At 70.3% G+C, this 18,607-nt stretch carries 17 protein-coding genes; 7 read left to right on the plus strand and 10 right to left on the minus strand.

Annotated features, from left to right (window positions below; all coding sequences use genetic code 11):
• Positions 1-166: 166 nt before the first annotated feature.
• The 5 genes from QHG49_RS00475 to QHG49_RS00495 all read right to left on the minus strand — a co-directional run bounded on the left by QHG49_RS00475 (position 167) and on the right by QHG49_RS00495 (position 4,760).
• Positions 167-1,708 carry a hypothetical protein gene (locus tag QHG49_RS00475; protein WP_301486697.1) on the minus strand — a complete coding sequence of 514 codons (1,542 nt, stop codon included), beginning with the start codon at positions 1,706-1,708 and terminating at the stop codon, positions 167-169.
• Positions 1,705-2,040, minus strand: a complete 336-nt coding sequence (locus tag QHG49_RS00480) for a helix-turn-helix transcriptional regulator (RefSeq protein ID WP_301486699.1) — start codon at positions 2,038-2,040, stop codon at positions 1,705-1,707. Before QHG49_RS00480 ends, QHG49_RS00475 begins: the two co-directional genes overlap by 4 nt.
• Complete coding sequence (locus QHG49_RS00485) at positions 2,037-3,188, minus strand: site-specific integrase (protein ID WP_301486700.1); 1,152 nt, start codon at positions 3,186-3,188, stop codon at positions 2,037-2,039. Before QHG49_RS00485 ends, QHG49_RS00480 begins: the two co-directional genes overlap by 4 nt.
• 755 nt (positions 3,189-3,943) lie before the next feature.
• A complete protein-coding gene (locus tag QHG49_RS00490) occupies positions 3,944-4,312 on the minus strand; it encodes a hypothetical protein (RefSeq protein WP_301486701.1) in 369 nt (122 codons plus the stop codon).
• A 106-nt stretch (positions 4,313-4,418) separates the two neighbouring features.
• The gene (locus QHG49_RS00495; RefSeq protein WP_301486702.1) at positions 4,419-4,760 is read right to left on the minus strand and encodes a response regulator transcription factor; all 342 of its coding nucleotides are present in this window, start codon (positions 4,758-4,760) and stop codon (positions 4,419-4,421) included.
• A gap of 583 nt (positions 4,761-5,343) precedes the next feature.
• Between QHG49_RS00495 and QHG49_RS00500 the strand changes: the two genes are divergently transcribed.
• Genes QHG49_RS00500 through QHG49_RS00515 form a run of 4 tightly spaced genes read left to right on the plus strand, consistent with a single transcriptional unit; the run spans position 5,344 to position 10,521 of the window.
• A complete protein-coding gene (locus QHG49_RS00500; protein ID WP_145489434.1) occupies positions 5,344-6,012 on the plus strand; it encodes a hypothetical protein in 669 nt (222 codons plus the stop codon).
• The gene (locus QHG49_RS00505; protein WP_301486705.1) at positions 6,012-7,523 is read left to right on the plus strand and encodes a glutamate--cysteine ligase; all 1,512 of its coding nucleotides are present in this window, start codon (positions 6,012-6,014) and stop codon (positions 7,521-7,523) included. Before QHG49_RS00500 ends, QHG49_RS00505 begins: the two co-directional genes overlap by 1 nt.
• Positions 7,524-7,528: 5 nt before the next feature.
• The gene (locus QHG49_RS00510; protein ID WP_301486707.1) at positions 7,529-9,304 is read left to right on the plus strand and encodes an FAD-dependent oxidoreductase; all 1,776 of its coding nucleotides are present in this window, start codon (positions 7,529-7,531) and stop codon (positions 9,302-9,304) included.
• Complete coding sequence (locus QHG49_RS00515; RefSeq protein ID WP_301486710.1) at positions 9,301-10,521, plus strand: amidohydrolase family protein; 1,221 nt, start codon at positions 9,301-9,303, stop codon at positions 10,519-10,521. Before QHG49_RS00510 ends, QHG49_RS00515 begins: the two co-directional genes overlap by 4 nt.
• Before the next feature lie 255 nt (positions 10,522-10,776).
• Here QHG49_RS00515 and QHG49_RS00520 read toward each other — a convergent pair whose 3' ends face one another.
• Positions 10,777-10,980: a cold-shock protein gene (locus QHG49_RS00520; RefSeq protein WP_138906060.1), complete on the minus strand. Its 204-nt coding sequence runs from the start codon at positions 10,978-10,980 to the stop codon at positions 10,777-10,779.
• 1,017 nt (positions 10,981-11,997) lie between these two features.
• Between QHG49_RS00520 and QHG49_RS00525 the strand changes: the two genes are divergently transcribed.
• A complete protein-coding gene (locus QHG49_RS00525) occupies positions 11,998-12,285 on the plus strand; it encodes a hypothetical protein (protein ID WP_145489425.1) in 288 nt (95 codons plus the stop codon).
• Here the strand turns inward: QHG49_RS00525 and QHG49_RS00530 are convergent.
• A complete protein-coding gene (locus QHG49_RS00530) occupies positions 12,279-13,076 on the minus strand; it encodes a TetR/AcrR family transcriptional regulator (RefSeq protein WP_301486715.1) in 798 nt (265 codons plus the stop codon). The genes QHG49_RS00525 and QHG49_RS00530 overlap by 7 nt on opposite strands.
• A 122-nt stretch (positions 13,077-13,198) precedes the next feature.
• Between QHG49_RS00530 and QHG49_RS00535 the strand changes: the two genes are divergently transcribed.
• Together QHG49_RS00535 and QHG49_RS00540 are read left to right on the plus strand one after the other, a co-directional pair.
• The gene (locus QHG49_RS00535) at positions 13,199-14,422 is read left to right on the plus strand and encodes a saccharopine dehydrogenase family protein (RefSeq protein WP_301486717.1); all 1,224 of its coding nucleotides are present in this window, start codon (positions 13,199-13,201) and stop codon (positions 14,420-14,422) included.
• Between the two features lie 184 nt (positions 14,423-14,606).
• A complete protein-coding gene (locus tag QHG49_RS00540; RefSeq protein ID WP_301486719.1) occupies positions 14,607-16,121 on the plus strand; it encodes a class I adenylate-forming enzyme family protein in 1,515 nt (504 codons plus the stop codon).
• Positions 16,122-16,180: 59 nt separating this feature from the next.
• Here QHG49_RS00540 and QHG49_RS00545 read toward each other — a convergent pair whose 3' ends face one another.
• The 3 genes from QHG49_RS00545 to QHG49_RS00555 form a co-directional block, all read right to left on the minus strand.
• Positions 16,181-16,606 carry a PaaI family thioesterase gene (locus QHG49_RS00545; protein ID WP_159697594.1) on the minus strand — a complete coding sequence of 142 codons (426 nt, stop codon included), beginning with the start codon at positions 16,604-16,606 and terminating at the stop codon, positions 16,181-16,183.
• Positions 16,603-17,775, minus strand: a complete 1,173-nt coding sequence (locus QHG49_RS00550; RefSeq protein WP_236576631.1) for an aromatic ring-hydroxylating dioxygenase subunit alpha — start codon at positions 17,773-17,775, stop codon at positions 16,603-16,605. The genes QHG49_RS00545 and QHG49_RS00550 overlap by 4 nt, the downstream gene beginning before the upstream one ends.
• A 125-nt stretch (positions 17,776-17,900) precedes the next feature.
• Entirely contained in the window at positions 17,901-18,464 is a 564-nt protein-coding gene (locus QHG49_RS00555) for a TetR/AcrR family transcriptional regulator (protein WP_208764911.1), read from the minus strand.
• Positions 18,465-18,607: the final 143 nt, after the last annotated feature.

Consider the following 18,607-nt stretch of genomic DNA (forward strand, 5'->3'; position numbering starts at 1 on the left):
GGCGGCACCGGATCCGGATGCCGCCCGCGGACGCGTCCGGTACTACGGAGACACCGGGGCCCCGGTTCACCGGACAGGTGTCACGGCCCGGTCCAGGCTGTCGGCCAAGGCGTCCTCGAATGCCGCAGCGTCGGTCACCGGCCTCGGTACTGGTAGGGGCTCGTATTCAACTGTCGCCAGTTTCTCGTGGGACCCAGCCTGCTGGTGACTTTGCGTGATCTCCGGTGGCGTATCGGCTCCAGGTCCCGCCGGTCTCCTTGAGGAGGCGGGTGGTGGTCTTGTCGTGGTAGCCGAGAGCGTCTGCGACGACGGGGGCGGGCATTTCCAGGAGTTGTTGCCGGATGGCGGCGCCGCGGGCTGCTGCCACTGGGACACCGATCTCGTTGAGGAGTGCGGACAGGTGGTCGGGGCGGAAGGGCTGGCCCGCACCGCGGCCGGGGAACAGCCAGGGGGACGCCTGGTTGGTGGCGGTGTTCATGTGGTCGCGGTCGGCGATGTAGTCCCGCAGCAGGGAGGCGGCCGGCTCGGGGACGGGTGAGGCCGGTTCCCCGAGCCGGAGCAGGACTGCGTCTCCGTCGTGGATCACGTCGTCGACGGTGAGCCGGACGATCCGGGTGAGGGGCTGGGCATAGAGAAGCACGATGACGCCGGCGACGCGGAGGTTCGTCGGCGTGTCCGGATCGGTCAACAGTCGACCGAGGGCGTCCAGGCGTTCGTCTTCGCTCAGCGCGGCTCGCCGGGTGGTCTTCATCGCGGGTAGCGAGAGCGAGCGTCGGCAGTGGCGGCTCTGCATGGCCCAGTTGAGGAAGGCCCGAAGGCAGTTGCGGCCGTGCTCGCTGTTCTCGGCCCACCAGGCGTCGACGTCGGTCTGGCCACAGGTGGCGAGGGTGGTGTTCCGATCGCCGAGCCACTGGAGGAAGGCGGTCGCGTGCTTGATCTGCTCGGCGGCGAAGCGGCGGATGCTGGGTGTGATGTGGCCGCGGTCGGCTCGTGCCCGCAGTCGAGGAAGGACGCGCCAGGTCGCGAAGAGCCTGATCGTCTTCGCGTGCTCGGGGTTGGCGATATCGGCCAGATGACCGGGCAGCCAGCGCTGGAACGAGCAGATGTACTTGTCGACGGCGGGTAGGACCCCACTCGCCATCAGCAGTTCTTCCAGGTGAGCGCCCGACCGCCAGGGCTGGAGTTCGTGGAAGGCGTCGTGGGTCAGCGGGATCTGGCCGAGGCCGAGCTGCCGGAGCCGCTCGGAGGCGTTTCCCGGTTGGTCGCGGCGCATGGCCAGCCAGGCCAGCCCGCTGCTGGGCTTATCCATCGCCACCAGCAGGTCGAACAGCGGTGTCAGTTCCGGGCGGACGCGGCCAGTGCCGTCGTCCAGCAGAGCGGTGAGCCGGTCGGCGAGCGTGCAGCGTTCGCAGAGCCGCCCGCCCAGGAGCTTGCCTTCGAAGCCGCAGCGTGAACAGTCGAAGGTCTGGGAGAAACCTGCGCAGGTCGTGCAGATCGCGGCGCCGTCGCCGGGACGGAGACCGGGAAGCGCCCGGTCCTGGCCGCATCCGGGGCAGGTGCCCCGTGTCCGAACCGCGCGGTCCGAACAGGTCCGGCAGACGTAGCCGTCCGGCCAGGTGCCGGCCTTGTGCTTGCGGCGTCCGCAGCGGCAGCACTCCGCCAGGAACCAGCGTTCGTACTGCTCGTCGGTGGCATAGGTCCGACTCATGCGTCGGGCAGGATGCGGGCCGCGCGGGGCCGCAGCTTGGCGACGTTCGCGGACAGGGCCGGAAGGTCGCCGGTGGCGGTCTTGCGGACCCCGGCGTTCTCGGCGGTGGTGGCCACCAGGTCGGCCGGGGTGCAGGTGAGGATGTCGCAGAGTGCGGCCATGACCTGCAACGACAGCCGTTCCGGGGTCCCGGAGACCAGACGGTGGACCTGCGAGGCGGACAGGTCGATCCCGCGTTCACGCAGCAGCGGGACCAGCTCGGTGGCCGTGAAGATCTGATGTTGGGCCATCACCTCGCGCAGCCGCCAGGTGTAGCCGACCTTGCGCTTCATGCGTTCCTCCCGCTTCGGGTCTGAAGGGCCGCAGCGATGGTGTCGTCCAGGTGCCGGCGCAGGGTCCGGGTGCGGAAGTCCGACGAGACACAGGTGTAGATGGAGGTGGTGCTGGCGTGCTCGTGACCGACCTGTTCCTGGACGAAGCGGGGGTCCCACCCGTCCTCGATCAGGTGGGTGACGTAGGACCTCCGCAGCGAGTGGAAGTCCAGTCCGTCGTCCAGGCCCAGGGCCTCGCGGTATGCCTTGAAACGGGAGTTGATCCGCTGGCAGCCGATCCGCAGGCCCCGTTCGGACGGCCACGCTGCCGGGTTGCCGTCGGTCCCGAAGTGAGGGCGGACCTCGGTGAACCACTCGTCCAGGACGTCCGGGGTCCAGTCGAACACGGTCAGCACTCCGCGGCGCTTGGGCGGCGAGCCCTTCTTCGCCTTGCCGAACCTCACCTGGCAGCGGCCGAACTCGCCGAACTCGGCCCCGTGGGGGTTCCGGCCGAAGTCGGCGGCATCGAGCATCCGCGTTTCGTTGCGCCGTGTCCCGTAGGCGTAGGCGGTCTTGAACACGGTGGCGTCGCGGAACGCGGGCAGCCAGCCCTTGCGGCCCAGCGAGCGGATGCGGGCGACCTCGTCGTCGCAGTGGGCGAAGAAGGCGTGCAGCTCAGCCTTGGTGAACGCCCGCTTCTTCGGGTCGGACTCATTGTCCTGGACGTGCACCGCGGTGTTCCACTCGTGCACCACCTGAACCGGGTGGGTGCCGAAGCGCTCCTCGCAGGTCGCGGTCCACTCATAGAGGGGGTCGGTCACGAAGTGGCAGAAGGACCGGACGGCCTCCGAGTACGAACGGATCGTCGAACGCTTCAGATCGCGCAGCGAGCGCAGATCCCCGAGCCACTCGTCGACCATCGCCGGCGTCCAGTTCCACGGGTAGGTGTTCACGTACGCGGTGAACGCCTTCACCGCGTTCTCCCGGCCCTCCACGGTCGTGCGGGCCAGATTCCGCGCCAGCTGCTGATTGGCGAACCCCGTCAGCATCGCCGTGAAGACCTGTTCCTCCGGCCGCAGCAGCGCGACCCCGTCCACCAGATGCAGCCTTGCCGCACCCGGTATCGACCCGTTGAACCCCACCGATTCACCACTCTCCGCGACTCGCATCTGATGCGAGGAAATCGCATCCTATGCGAGTCGCCAGAAAACCCGCAGGTCAGCCCCCTGGATGGGTGGCGGCAAGGCTGTGTCTGCCGCTACTGTCACCGGTAGCTCAAGCGCCCAACGCCACGAATCCGCAGCGCGGTTGGCGCCCCCCTTCAGGGCGATTCGCACGCTGTCGCCAATTCGCATCTGATGCAATTGGCGGCGGTTGGAACATCGGTACAGCGGTTGTCGGTGAGAACGATCTTGGTCAGGGTGTGAGGGTGGCCTACCCGGTTCTGGTACTCACGGCGGGCCTTGGGCCGAGCCGGAACACCGTGTCCACCGTCGACCGGCTGGCAGCGGGCGAGGAGCTGGGGGCACCGTTGCTGGTCGTCTCGGTGCCGCGAAGCCGGCCCATGGGCTCGCCGATGCGATTGCGCTGGGCCCGGATCTCGTGGTGTGCCTGGGTGAGGCCGTGCTCGACCTTGAGGGCACGCTCGTGCCAGGCCGCCTCGACACGGTCGTGCTCGTCGGTGACGCGGCGGGTGCGCTATTCGGGCGGTGGCGACCACGTCCTGGATCAGGAGGCGGGCCTGTGGGTTCTCGTGGAGGAAGGTGCTGGAGACGCCGGCGCGACGGGCGATGGCTGTGACGGTGAGTTGTCCGGTCTCGCGGCGCAGCCGGGCGATGGCGGCCTGGACGTCGGCGAGCCCGCGCTCGGTCTGCCGGTGCCGTGCGGCGAGGGCGGCCGCGGGCGGGATGATGGACGTCATCGTTCAGCCGGCCCGGGGGCTGAGGTCGTCGAGGTCGGTCTCGAACCCGTCCTGCTGGTAGGCGAGTTCACCGGCCCGGAAGGCGGCGGACCAGACGCGGCCGCAGAAGTGCTGCGGGCGGCGCAGGTCGAGGCCGAGGGCCTCTTCGAGCAGGCCGACGGCGGTCAAAGCGCCCTCCAGCCCGTCGATCGCGCGGGCGGTGGGGTCGGAGTACTTGTGCGGGTAGCCCCGGTGGCGGGGGTCGGGGGCGCCTTCGGCAAGCGTGCGCCAGTGCTCGCGTTTGCGGTGCCAGTGGACGAGACCGGCGCCCGTCATGGCGAACTTGTCGCAGTTGTGGCAGTCGAAGTTCCAGGGGCAGGTGCCGCCGTCCACGACGGGCTGGAAGTCGCAGAAGCCTCCTTCCGCCGGCGTCGAGCGGTGCGGAGTCGCCGCCCGCGCCGCGTGCCAGGGAGGCAGCGCCCTCGTCTCAGGGCCGCGGTCAGGGATCGACGTCCGACGGTGCGGGGGCCGTCGGGTTCCGGGCGGCCCAGCCCACCAGTTTCAGTATCGCCTCTGAGCGGCTGTGCACCTGTAACTTCCGGTAGGCGGACTGCAGATGGTTCTTGACCGTGCGCTCGGAGAGGCCCATCCTCTTCGCGATGATCCGGTTGGAGGCGCCGGTGACGAGCAAGTCGACCGCTTGCCTCTCCCGGTCGGTGAGCTGCGACCAGGGAAATTCGTCGTCCTTTCCCTTCGTGGACTGCCCCGTTGGAGAGGGGACGAGCGGGGAACTCCCGCATTCGCCGTGCCCACCATTGCATCTCTCTTCAATCCTGCTCAAAGTGTCGGAGATCTTTCGGAGAGAAGATCGCAGTTCGCACTTCAGGCAACATTCGGAGCACACGTGCGCATGCTCTCCGCCCACTTCGCAGACGTGTGGCATGATGGAAGATCAACTTCTTTCCGGCGGAGATCGTGCGAGGGTGGCGCGGCGGTAACACTTCTCAGCGCTCGTACTTCGTGATACTCCTTGCCGCCTCGGCGAAGCAACACACCGGCGGGGCCGTGGACATATTGCCCGGAACTTTTCCCGTGGTGACCGGTCAGCGATGTGCCGAATCATGCTCATCGGTGTGATGCGTGTTCCGGGAGAGAGAGGGAGAGAGATCGGGAGACGGATCCGGTACCACCGGACACGGCGATTCCCTGTCTTCCCGTACGGACCAGCCCGAAGGTACCAGTGCAGTTACGGCATAGGGTCCGCGGCGCGGGCTATTCGTGCATGGTCGACCGGCTCAGACGAAAGAGCCGCACGAACCGCGTGATCGTGCCGCGAACTCGACCACGTGGAAAGACCTTTCGCCCTCAAGTCACCCGAAGCACCATCCGTATGCCACGCATCCGACCCATGAGGAGGGTTACCCATGGCAGCCACGGAGTTCATCGACGCGGTCGGCGCGAACGTCGCCGACCATGTCAGGAGCAACGAGCTGATCGCCCTGGCCCGTGAGGGAAACATCGACACGTCGCATCTGAGGCGATTCGCCCTGGCTGAATTCCAGTCGCAGGAGGCGGAGTTCACGGCCTATGGACTTCTGTTGTCGCGCTACCCGCACGAAGTGCCAGGCGGTTTCTTCTCGTTCGTGGCCCACGAACTCATGAAGGCGCGGCACCGGATGGTGTCCGGTGCCGCCGCCTCGGTGGGGCTGTCCGCGGACGAGATGCGCACCGCGCCGGTCGCGGAACCGGTGCGTCGCTTCACCGAGTTCATCTCCTGGGTGGCGCTCCACGCGGGAGCGGCGGAGGCCGCCCTGCTGGCGCGCACCGACTTCACCCTGTGGTGCAACACCTGCGCCGCGCTCGGCGACGTCCTGCGGGAGGTACCCGACGTGCCGAGCGAGATCGTCGATTACGTCGACGCCTACCGTCAGAACCCGCCGGAGGTCGCGGACGGTGTCCTGGAGGTCATCGAGTACGGCCTGGGCCGGGGCGAGCGCGAGGAGTGGGTCGCCCGGAGCGCGGTGCGGATGGAGCCGGCCCTGCGTGCCTGGTGGCGGTCCGTCGCCTCGGGAACAGGACAAGCGGACCACTGATGGGCCGGGCGATCAGCCGGGAGGCTTTCGACGAAACGGACCTCGCGACGTCCGCCCGCCGCCTGCGCGAGGACCTCACCGAACTGGCACGGGTGCTGGTCGCCCCCGGGTTCGGCCAGGTGCCACCGACCGTCGGCGCTGAGCTGGAGTTCTTTCTGAGCAGCCGGGCGGGGCGGCCGGTGTTCCGCGCCGATGCCGTACGCACGGCCGTGGCCGACCGGCGCCTGGCCCCCGAGGTGAGCCAGTGCGACCTGGAGCTGAACCTCACCCCCCTCCCCCTGGCCGGGGCGCCCTTCAGCGCCATGAGCCACGAGATCGACGAGATGCTGGACCGCGTGGCGCGGGAGCCGGCGGCTCTGGGGGCGCGAGCCGTGCCCATCGGCAGCCTTCCCTCCCTGACGCCGGACGACCTCGGGCCCTCCGCCCTCACCGCGCTGCCGCGCTTTTTGGCGCTGGAGCGGTCGATGGCCGACCGCCGGCCCACACCGTTCACCGTCGCCCTGCCGGGGCCGGAGGGCCGGTCCCTGCGCTGTGAGTCGATCGCCGTGCAGGGCGCGGCCTGTTCCTGGCAGGTACACCTCACTGTCCCTCCGGATGCGCTCGTGCGCACCTACGACGCGGCGCAGCTCGCCACCGGACCGGTACTGTCCGTCTGCGGCAACTCGTCCCTTGTGCTGGGGCGGCGCCTGTGGCACGAGGGGCGCGTCCCCCTGTACGAGCGCGGTTTCGGCGACCGTGCCGCGCGGCGCCCGAGCAGGGTCGCCTTCGGCGGTGTCGGGACGAGTGGCCGCGCGTACGATCTGTTCGCGGAGCCGGCCCTGTCACACCCGGTCCTGCTGCCCGCGTCGTCCCCCGCCGCGGCTTCCCGCCGGCACCCGCACAGCGGTCTGCCGCTGCTGGACGAACTGCGCGTGCACCTGAGCACCGTATGGCGCTGGAACCGGCCCGTCTACGATCCGGCGGGGCACCTGCGCATCGAGTTCCGGGCCCTGCCCTCCGGTCCCACAGCCACCGACATGGCGGCCAACACCGCGTTCCTCGTCGGCCTCACCGCCCGGCTGGCGGCCGATCCGGGCGTACGCGCCGAGCTGTCCCCCGAGCACGCGGCCGCGAACTTCTACGGCGCCGCCCGCTCGGGCCCCGATGCCCGTCTGTGGTGGCCGTCCGGCCGGGGCGGCGGCCCCGATCGTCATCCGGCGCGCGTCCTCGTACCCGGGCTGCTGCCGTACGCGGCCGAGGGGCTGGACCTGCTCGGAGTCGACCCGCGGGAGACGGGGCGGCTGCTGGACACCATCGGCCGCCGCGTCATCACGGGCATGACCGGAGCCGTGTGGCAGCAGCGCCGGCTGTCCGCCCAGGAACGGCACGCCGACCGGACCACCGCGCTGCGCCGGGTCACCGCCGAGTACGCCGAACTCTCCGCCGGTGGTGCCCCGGTGCACACCTGGCCGTGCCCCGAACGCCGCCTCACCCTCCGCCCGACCGGACCCAAGCACGACAAGGAGCGCTGAATGCCATGGACCTGACGCCTCCACCCGCCTGCGACCTACAGGTCGACTTCCCCTTCGACTACGCCGCCCACATCGCCGGAACCCGGCGTGTCGGCCGTCTGCCCGAGACGGCTCTCGGCACGCCGGTGGCTGTCATCGGCGCGGGCGGGAGCGGCTTGGCGGCGGCCTACGAGCTGATGCGGGCCGGCTGCCGACCCGTGCTGTACGAAGCGGAGTCCGACACGAGCGGACCCGGCGGACGCCGGCTGGGCGGACGCATGCACAGCGTCCGGCTGAACCCCGCGGACAGCGCCGTCGTGGAGCTGGGCTGCATGCGCTTCCCCGACTCCGCCCGGCTGCTGCGCCAGTATGCCGACACCTTCGGCATCCACTGGGACCCGTTCCGTGAGAACTACGCCAAGGGCACCACCCCCGTGACCGTATGGGACGTGGACGGCAAGCAGTACCCCGCCGAGGAGATCACCGACCTGCACGACCTGCACGAGGATTTCCGCCGCGCCCACACGCGGTGGCAGCAGGCCCTCACGCGCGTCGGGTTCCAGCAGGTACAGCGCGATGTCGCGGCGCGGGCCCTCGGCGCACTGCGTTCCCACTGGACCCGGCTGGTGCGCGACTACGAGCAGTGGACCTTCTACCGCTTCCTGCGCGATCCCGGCGGTGCCGGACTCAGCGCCGACCAGGCCCGTCTGCTGGGCACGGCCGGCATCGGCCCCGCCGCCTGGGACAGCTTCTTCGACATCAGCATGCTGGAGGTCTTCCGGCTGCTGCTCTGCACCCAGGGAGGCACCATGTACCGCCCCCGCGAGGGGATCAGCGCCCTGGCCGAGGGCTTCTGGTGCCACCGGGTGTCCTCCCCCGCCGGCCGGTCCACCAGTCTCGAAGAGATCAACGAGGGCGCGCCCCGGCCAGCCGTGACCGTGCTGGAGGTGGCGGAGGACCCGGACCGCGGCGTGGTCGTGCACAGTGAAGACGGCCTAAGCGAACGGTTCGCCGCGGCCGTCTTCACCCCGCAGCTGCATCTGCTGGAGACGGACGTCGACCTTCGCTCCACCACTGCGGGGCGGTCTCCGCTCGGTCCACGGCTGTGGCGTGCCGTCCGCGGGCTCAGCTACCGGCCCTGCTCCAAGACGGCTCTGGTGCTGGAACAGCCCTTCTGGCAAGGCACCACTCTCGACGGCGTGACCCTCACCGACCGGCTGCCCCGTGCCGCCTACACCGTCGACTACGGGCCGGCGCGCGGGGAGGGCGGCCGCCGGGCGGTGCTCGACCTGTCGTTCACCTGGGCCCAGGACGCCATGAAGGTCGCCTCCTCCGGCCTCGGCGACCGGGTACGCCTCTTCGTCCGCGACCTCGCCCGTATCCACCCCGACGTGGCCACCGAGCTGACGCGGTACGCGGACACGGCGGAGGCGGTGACCATCTCGTGGGAGAACGAGCCCCATTTCCGCGGTCTGTGCCGCTTCTCCCGCCCAGGAGAGGCGGCGTACGTGCGTGACCTGTTCGCCCACTTCATGAAGAACTTCACCGGAGCGCCCGCGGTACCGGGCGAACCGTGCAACGCCCTCTTCCTCGCCGGCGACGACACCAGTTGGTCCCCGGGCTGGCTCGACCACGCTCTCGCCTCGGGTCTCAACGCCGCGTGGGGCGTGCTGCGTCTGCTCGGCGGCAGCCATGAGCCGGGCAATCCCGGCCCCGGTGATGTGTGGTCCGATCCCGACTACACGCCCCTCGTCTTCGACGGACAGGACATCCCGCCTCGCTCCCCAGGAGGATCCTCATGAGCGAACATTCCCACCAGGACGTCCTGCTGCGGCCCGACCGGGTCTGGAACGGGGTCGACGACGCGCCGGTGACCGGCCTGGGCGTCCTCGTGCGGGACGGACTCGTCGCGGCCGTCGGCGACCTCGCCCAACCACCGGCCGGTGCCCTCGTCGTGGACCTCCCCGGCTGCACCCTCACGCCCGGTTTCATCGACTGCCACGTCCATCTGCTGGACGAGGCCGCGGAAACCGCGCCGGCCGGCTACCAACTGCTCACCGCCGTACCCGCGCTGCGCGCCCTGCTCGACGGCGGCTTCACCACCGTACGGGATCTCGGCAGCGCGCACCTGCCGCTGAACGTGTCACTGGCGCGGGCCGTGGACGACGGGCTGGTCGAGGGGCCGCGCGTACTCGCGGCACCGAACATCCTGTCCCCCAGGTCGGGCCACGGCGACAAGGAGCCCGACCTGGGCCAGCGTTACGGCACCGAGGTCGGCACCCTGGCCGACGGTGCCGAGGAGATACGGCGCGCGGTGCGTGAGCAGGCACGTGCGGGGGCGGACTGGATCAAGTACGCGGGCAGCGGCGGCTTTTCTTCGCCGGTCGACAGCCCGTCGAGCGTGCCCTACTCGCAGGACGAGGTGAACACGCTCGTGGCGACGGCCGGCGACCTCGGCCTGCCGTGTGCCGCCCACGCTTTCACCGACGAGGCCGTCGTCCGGGCGGTGCGGGCAGGAGTCCGCAGCGTCGAGCACGCCTGCCTGGCGACCGACACCTCCTACGCGCTGATGGCACGCCAGGGGATCTATCTCGTTCCCACCCACTACGCGCAGACGTACTTCCTGGACCGGCTGGACGACGACGACTTCTGGAACGGCTCGGCGACCATGCGCTCCCAGTACCGGAAGTACGCCGCCGCGCTCCGCGCCGGACTGCTGAGGCCGGCCGCCTCCAAAGTCCGGGTGGCGTTCGGCACGGACGCCGGAATGTTCCCCCACGCCGAGAACTGGCGGGAGTTCCCCACCATGCTGGCTCACGGAATCACCGCCCCGCGGGCTCTGCGCGCCGCCACCACCGTCGCCGCCGACCTGCTGCGACGGCCCGACCTCGGCCGGATCACCACAGGAGTAACCGCCGATCTGATCGCGCTGCACGGTGACCCGTTCGAGGACATCACCGCCACCGGCCGCGTCCGTTTCGTCATGAAGGGCGGGGCCGTCCACCGCCGGGACCTGTGAGCGGCGAGGCCGTGACGTCCTGGCTCTCCTCCCCCGCCCGGGCGATAGGGTACGGCGTCGCGCCGTGCGTCGCCGGGCACGAGGAGGCCGGTCAGCTCAATGCCGTGGTGACCGGGTGTGTTGAAACAGCCTATCGGCGCGGATGCATGCAGGTCCTTCGAGGCCGCGGCCTGCGGACGAAATCAGCTCCTGAACGCACGGCGCCCGCCCGGCGAAAGTCGCGGGGCGGGTGCCGAGAGCAGCGTGGGGCGGGGCTCAGGCGGGGGTGATGTTCTCCGCCTGGGGGCCCTTCTGGCCCTGGGTGATGTCGAAGTTCACCTTCTGGCCTTCCTGGAGCTCACGGAAACCGGAGCTGGCGATGTTGGAGTAGTGGGCGAAGACGTCGGGGCCGCCGCCGTCCTGCTCGATGAAGCCGAAGCCCTTTTCCGAGTTGAACCACTTGACGGTTCCGCTGGCCATTGTGCCCTCCAAGGGGACTCGCAGGTCGGCTCCCGCACCGTGCGGGAACCGGAGGTGATCGCCCTGGTCCTCAGAGACTGTGAACAGCAGAATCGCCCGTGCGCGTTGCTCACGGGCGACCGGTACTTCGGAACCACGACAGCTGACCCTGACGCTACACGGAGAGGCTCGTCCGCGCCACGAAAAACGCTCAGGTCATAAGCGGCCCGAGCAGCCCACGGCGATCAGCTGCCACACGTCGGCCTGCGGCCGATCGCGAGTCCGTACTCCACATGGGGGCAGGTGACCACGTGCCGGATCAGGTCGGCGGACAACTCGGGGTCGAACGGCATGAGGGCGACCAGCGCGCTGCCGAGATCCAGGCCGCCGTCCAGGTCGACGCGGCGTACACCGCCGCAGGTGACGCGGGCTCAGGCCCCGAACGGCGCAAGCCGCTCCGTCAGGTGGTCCCGCAGCCGCGGGGGCGATCGGCGCCGCAGCAGGCGAAGTCCAGACGATGAAGCATCTTGCTGCCCCGCGACGCACCTGTCGACGCGCGCTCGCCGACGTGGCCCGGAACTGCGCCCCGCGCCTGCGCTACCGCGGCAGTGACCTCGCGCGTATGGTCCGGTCGGCGCCACCCCGTGAACAGGACGCCCAGGGCAAGACGATGCTGATCGTCTCCGAGTTGCTGAAGAACGCGCTCCTTCACGGCGGTACTCAGGAGATCCGGCTATGTCTCATCCGACAGCATGGCTCACTCCGGGTCGCCGTTGGCGAGGGATGCCGGCCTCGATCGACCCTCGCGCCGTGGGCGACCGCGCCGCAGCGGGCAGGGGCCTCGCCGACGACCGGACTGTCCGGCAGCTCCCGGCCCGGCTTCGGTGGGGAACGCGGCGAAGGCGGCTGCACGGTTCGTGGCCCCGAACTGAAAGCAACTCAGTTCTCTTCGGCACCGCGATCACTCGCCTAATGTGACGAATCGTCGGTTTGATGCCGTACGGCGGGGCACAGGGGCCTATGAAAGGCGGTGATTTCATGGACGAGAGAATCCGCAGGTACTTCACCCTCGCCTCGTTGGTGGGACTGCTGGCCGGAGCTTTGGTCGGCTTCGCGTCGGGAGGGGGCTTCGGTGCTCCGGTGGGCGCGGGGATCGGCTTCTCCCTGGCCGCCGGCAGCGTCCTGTACTGGGGTGAGCACGGTGGCGCGCGTCGCGGCAAGCCGGCAGGTGAGGTGCCGTCGGTTCGCCGGGACCAGCGCCTCGTAGGGACGGGCCGGGTGCCCGGCCAGAGGACCGGCTCCGGTCGGCCGCACCTGCGTCACTGAGCCGGCGAGCGGCCGTACCGTACGGCTTCGTCGGTCCGGGGACCTCCGCTCGCCGCGCACGGCTCTCCCGGTCGTGTGCGGCGAGCGGAGGAACCCCCTGCCAGCCGGGCCTCGGCCTGGCCCAGGAGGGTGTCCAGTACGACCGGATAGGCGCTGAGGTTCATCCGGTCCGCCAGCAGGTGCGCGGTGGCGGCGATGTGCGGATGGGTCTCGGCGGGCAGCCGGGCGTACGTCGAGGTCCAGACCTCCTCGTCCGCCTCCCTGTCCTCGTCCTTGATGGCGAGTGCGCCCGCGTCCAGGGCGGCGAAGGCGAGCGTCAGGTCGATGAAGGCGTGGTAGACGCCGACGGCGTCCGCGTCGTCGAAGCCCGCACCGCGCAGGATGCCGAGGATCGTCTCGTCGACCGCGATCTCGCGGGGCCGGCCGGTGACGCGGCTGGCGGTGAGCAGCGCGGCGTGGGGGTGGGCGAGGTACGAGGCGTGGATGGCGAGGCCGAGGGCGCGCAGGTCGGCGCGCCACTTCCCGGTGGGCGTCCAGCTGTCCAGGGCCCTGCCCATCAGCTCCTCGCCGATGGCCCGGGTCAGTCCGTCCAGGCCGGCGAAGTAGCGGTAGAGCGTGCTCGGGTCGGCGCCCAGAGCGGCCCCCAGGCGGCGGGCGGTCAGCCCGGCGGCTCCGTGCTCGTGGAGCATCCGCAGGGCCGTCCGCACGATCAGCCCCTCCGACAGGACGGTGCCCTGCCGGGTCGGCCGCCGTCTGCGCCGTTCCGCCTCCGGAACCACTTTCTTGGGCATCGCGTCACCGCCTCGTGCTCCTTATGCCAACGCCGTAGACCTTAACAAGCCGCCTCGTGTTCCATCGGGTCACCTCCCGGGGCTCCCGCCCGTGGGACCGTCTCAACGAAGTGGTGTGTGACATGCGCGTACTCCTCGTCGGTGCGGGCGGTGTCGGAACCGCCGTCACCCGCATCGCGGCCCGTCGCGGCTTCCTGGCCCACATGATCGTCGCCGACTACGACCTCGCCCGTGCCGAGGCGGCCGTCGCCGCGCTCGACGACCCCGGCGGCCGCTTCAGCGCGTGCCGCCTGGACGCCTCCGACGAGGAGGCGGTGCGGCGGCTCCTCGTCGCGCAGCGCTGTGACGTGCTGCTCAACGCGACGGACCCGCGTTTCGTGATGCCGCTGTTCGACGCCGCGCTCGCGGCGGGCGCGCACTATCTGGACATGGCGATGTCGCTGTCCGTGCCGCACGCGACCGCGCCGTACGAGCGGTGCGGGGTGAAGCTCGGCGACGAGCAGTTCGCCCGCGCCGCGGACTGGGCGGAGGCCGGCCGCCTCGCCCTGGTGGGGATGGGGGTGGAGCCGGGTCTGTCGGACGTCTTCGCCCGCTACGCCGCCGACGAACTCTTCGACGAGATCGAGGAGCTGGGGGTCCGCGACGGCGCGAATCTCACCGTCGAGGGCCACGACTTCGCGCCCTCCTTCAGCATCTGGACGACCATCGAGGAGTGCCTCAACCCGCCCGTGGTCTATGAGAGGGACCGCGGCTGGTTCACCACGCCGCCGTTCAGCGAGCCGGAGGTCTTCGACTTTCCCGAGGGCATCGGCCCGGTGGAGTGCGTGAACGTCGAGCACGAGGAGGTGCTGCTGATGCCCCGCTGGGTGGACGCGCGCCGGGTGACGTTCAAGTACGGTCTGGGCGACGACTTCATCGCCAGGCTCAAGACCCTCCACGAGCTGGGGCTCGACGCCACGGCGAAGGTCGCCGTCCCCGGCGCGGACGGACCGGTCGAGGTCTCCCCGCGCGACGTGGTCGCCGCCTGTCTGCCCGACCCGGCCACGCTCGGCGAGCGGATGAAGGGCAAGACCTGCGCGGGCACGTGGGTCAAGGGCACGAAGGACGGCGCCGCGCGCGAGGTGTACCTGTACCACGTCGTCGACAACGAGTGGTCGATGCGTGAGTACGGCTCCCAGGCCGTGGTCTGGCAGACGGCCGTCAACCCGGTCATCGCCCTCGAACTGATCGCGGGCGGCGCGTGGCGGGGCACCGGCGTCCTCGGCCCCGAGGCGCTCCCGCCCCGGCCCTTCCTCGACCTGCTGATCGAGTACGGGACTCCGTGGGGGCTGCGCGAGGAGCGCTGACCCCGTCGCCGGCGTCCTCGCGGCCGGACCCGCCGTCCAGGCCGCCGTCTTGCCTCGGCCCGGGAACCCCTCGCGGTAAAGGGAGTTGAAGCTTCCCCTGGGATATTGAACGATGATTCAATTCTTGCCGTGCCGACGGGATCGTCCGGCACGGCAGCCCCACCGGAACGCGGAGGACCCTGCGGTGAACCTGACATGGATGCTGGAGGCGTCGGCCCGCGGTCGCGGCGAGAAGCCGGCCCTCGTTTCCGATCTGGGGTCGATGACGTACGCCGAGTTGCTCGCGGCCTCGAAGCGGGCCGCCGCCGTGCTGCGGGAGCGCGGGGTGCGGCCGGGGGATCGCGTCGGGGTGATGACGTACAACACCCCCGCCTTCGCCGTGGCGGCGTTCGGGATCTGGCGGGCCGGGGCGGCACTGGTGCCGGTCAATCACAAGTTGACCGCGCCCGAACTGTCGTACGTCGCACGGCATTCGAAGCTGCGGGTCGCCGTCGTCGCGGCGGAACTGTCCGGGCGCATGCGCGAGGGCGCCCCCGAGGTCGATGTCCTCACCACGGACGACACCGGTGGCGGAGAGTTCGACGGGCTGGTCGCCGGGGCGCCGGAATGGGAGGGGGTGGAGGTCGGACCGGATGCCGTCGCGCAGGTGCTGTACACCTCCGGGACGACCGGCGCGCCCAAGGGCTGTCTGCACTCGCACCGCGGGCTGTCCGCCGTACCCGCGTACACCACGGCCGCCGCAGGGCTGCGCCGCGAGGACCGGTTCCTGCTGGCCATGCCGATCTGGCACGCATCGCCCCTGAACAACTGGTTCCTGTCGATGATCTACCTGGGCGGCACCGTCGTCCTGCTGAAGGAGTACCAGCCGCTCGCTTTCCTGGAGGCCGTGCGCAGGCACCGGGTCACCGCCTTCTTCGGCGCCCCCATCGCCTACCTCGCCCCGCTGAAGGCCCTGCCCGCGGCGGGGGTCGAGCTGTCCGGATTCGATCTGTCGAGCGTGCGGCTGTGGGCCTACGGCGGGGCGTCGCTGGGCGCCGAGACGGTGCGGACGCTGGAGGCGGCGTACGGCCCGGACCGCTTCTGCCAGGTGTACGGGATGAGCGAGATGGGGCCGGTGGGTGCCGTGCTCCGCCCGCGGGAGCAGCTCGCCAAGGCGGGGTCGATCGGGGCGGGCGGCATGCCCGGCGTGGACATATGCGTGGTCAAGGACGACGGCGTGGACGCCGGGGCCGGCGAGACCGGGGAGCTGTGGCTGCGCTCGGGGACCCGCATGCTGGGGTATCTCGACGACCCGGAGGCGACCGAGCGTGCCTTCGTGGGCGACTGGTACCGGTCCGGGGATCTCGCGCGGGTGGACGAGGACGGGTACCTGTTCATCGTCGGCCGGATCAAGGACGTCGTGATCACCGGCGGGGAGAACGTCTACTCGCCCGAGGTGGAGGAGGCGATCCTCCAGCATCCGGCGATCCGGGACGCCGCCGTCGTCGGGCGGACGCACCCGGACTGGGGCGAGACGGTCGTCGCCGTGGTCGAGGCGGACCCGGCGGTGACGCTGGAGCAGTTGCGCGGCTTCCTCTCCACCAGGCTGGCCAAGTACAAGATCCCCCGGGATCTGGTGGTGGTCCCGTCGCTGCCGCGCACGCCCTCCGGCAAGGTGCAGAAGCACATCCTGCGCGAGCAGGTGCGGACCGGCCCCTGACACGCCTGGCGCCAGGGGCCGGTCGGCCGCCGGCCGCCCGACCGGCCCCGCGCGGCGTCTCAGTCCTCCTGCTTGCCCGCCCGTACGATCGTCCCCTGCGCCACGGCGACCAGGCGCTCCTCCCCCTGCTCCGAGACGACGTAGACCGAGCACTGGCACACGGCCTGACGCCGGGTCGTGACGGTCGCCTTGGCGCGGGCGACGACGGACTCGCCCACGGCCGGCCGCACATAGTTGATCTTGTATTCGGCGGTGAGCGCGTCACCGCCCAGGGCGAGTCCGCCCGCGAAGGTCAGCGCGTTGTCGGCCAGATAGCTGAGCACTCCCCCGTGCACGAAGCCGTGCTGCTGCTGGATCTCCGGCCGGTTGGCCACGCGGATCTCGGCCGAGTCAGGCCCCGCGGAGGTGAGTTCGGCGCCCAGGAACATGCTGAACGGCTGGGCCTTGAAGATGCTCTGCGCGAAACCGGCGTGGTCCATGGTCATGAGTGGCGTCCTGATGCTTGAGGGGTGGTGGGGGTGTCCGCGTCCGGGTCGGTGAGCCGCTCGTCGATGTTCTGCTGGAACATCGCGAGCAGGCCCTCCGCCAGCCCCAGGACGTGGTGGTCGCTGCCCCCGTGGGGCAGATGCCGCTGCACGTCCTCGGCGATGGCGAAGTCCTCCTGGTCGAAGACCGTGTCGTTGGTGAAGTGGAAGCGCTTGGCCAGCGCGCTCTGTCCGGCGGATCCGGCGAAGTCACCGTCGCGGTAGAGCATTTCGTGGGTCCAGATCGTGCGGTTCGCCGCCAGGGGCCAGAAGGTGTTGATGGAGACGTAGTCGGGATGGAGGATGAAGAAGGTGTTGGGGAAGAGCGTGTAGTACACCGAGGCGTAGTCCAGGATGCGCCACTCCTCCCGCGGCTTCAGGGCCGTCTCGCCGATGTTGCTGCGCGCCGCGGACAGCCGGATGTGCGGTCCGTCCTCGTCGTGCGCGATCACCCCCTTCTTGAAGGCGAAGGCGAGGGTGTCCCGGTGCAGATACGGGACGTGGTAGCCCTCCAGATACGTCTTGATCAGCAGCTTCCAGTTGGCCTCCTTGACCACCTTGGTCTTCTTGTACCGGACGAGCGAGGCCACGTCGAAGTTCACCAGGTCGTCGTGGAACGTCCCGAGGAATCCGGGGATGTCGAGCGTCTGCCCGGGTGTGCGGCCGACCCAGATCAGGCCGCCCGACTCGGCGGCGGGCAGTTCCACCAGGCCGTAGTCGCAGGTCTTGACGCCGGGGAAGTCATGGGCCCGGGTGATGCCCTTCAGGGTGCCGTCGAGCCCGTAGACCCAGCCGTGGAAGGGGCAGATGAAGTTCTGCACCGTGCCCGTCGGCTGGTCGGCGAGGCGGGCCCCGCGGTGGCGGCACTGGTTGTAGAAGGCGCGGACCCGGCCGTCCTCGCCCCTGACGGCGACATAGGGGAACTGGTCCCAGTCGCTGGTGAGATAGGCCCCCGGTTCGCCGAGCGCGGAGGCGTGCCCCGCGATCAGCGGGTAGCGGGAGAAGGCCGAGGCGATCTCCCGCTCCAGGAGCGTCTCGTCGGTGTACTTGCTGACCGGAATCGTGACGACCTCGTCGAGCATCTTCTCGTCACGGCGCGTCTCGCGCAGCGCGAGAAGGCGGTCGATCATTGCCACTTGTTCACTGTGCCGCATGGGGTCCCCGTCGCAGTTCAAGCTATGAATGCTCGTTCAATTCATGTTACGGAACGGTACGGGGGCGAGGCAATGGGACTTCGGTAGTACGAAGCCGTCGGTCACGAAGATGTGCGGCCGAGGGCGCGGAGGCAGAAGTCGCGGATCTCGGCGACCAGTTGCCCGTCCGGCACCTCCGGCTTCTGCGCGACCTCCGGTGAGAGTCTGCCGACCAGTGCCTCGGAGATGGCGCCGATGGCGGCGCCGGCCGAGACCGCCGCGTTCTGGGGGGCGAACAGCCCGGCCGCGACGCCGTCCCGGATGACGCCCTCGCACAGCTGGGCGTACTCCCGCCGGTACAGCAGCCGTTCGCGTTCCACCACCGGCGAGACCGGTTCGAAGAGCAGGGACCACGCCAGCCGCCGGCCGCGCAGGGCACGCCCCGTGAACGTGTCGGCGAACGCCTTGAGCCGGGCCTCGGGGTCCCCGGGCGCGGTGTCCACCGCGGCGCGCACCGCGTCCAGTTCACGTCCCGCGGCACGCCGGAAGACCCGGGCCAGCAGCTCGTCCCTGCTGCCGAAGTACGAGTAGAGCGAGCCCGCGCTCACCCCGCACGCGCCGGCCACCGCGGCCACCTTCGCCCCGGCGAAGCCCTCCCGGGCCACCAACTCGTGCGCGGCTCGCACGAAGGCCTCTTCCTTCGTGCGAGCGTGCCGCTCCGTGCGTTCCGTACGCCGATACACCATGGCGGGAGCTGGGCCTTCCGTGTCGCTGCCGGGAAGCACCAGTGAACCAGGAAACGCCCCGGGGGTGCGGGGTGGGCCCCGCG

Origin of the sequence: Streptomyces sp. WP-1, assembly GCF_030450125.1 — a bacterium.
Classification (GTDB): Bacteria; Actinomycetota; Actinomycetes; order Streptomycetales; family Streptomycetaceae; genus Streptomyces; species Streptomyces incarnatus.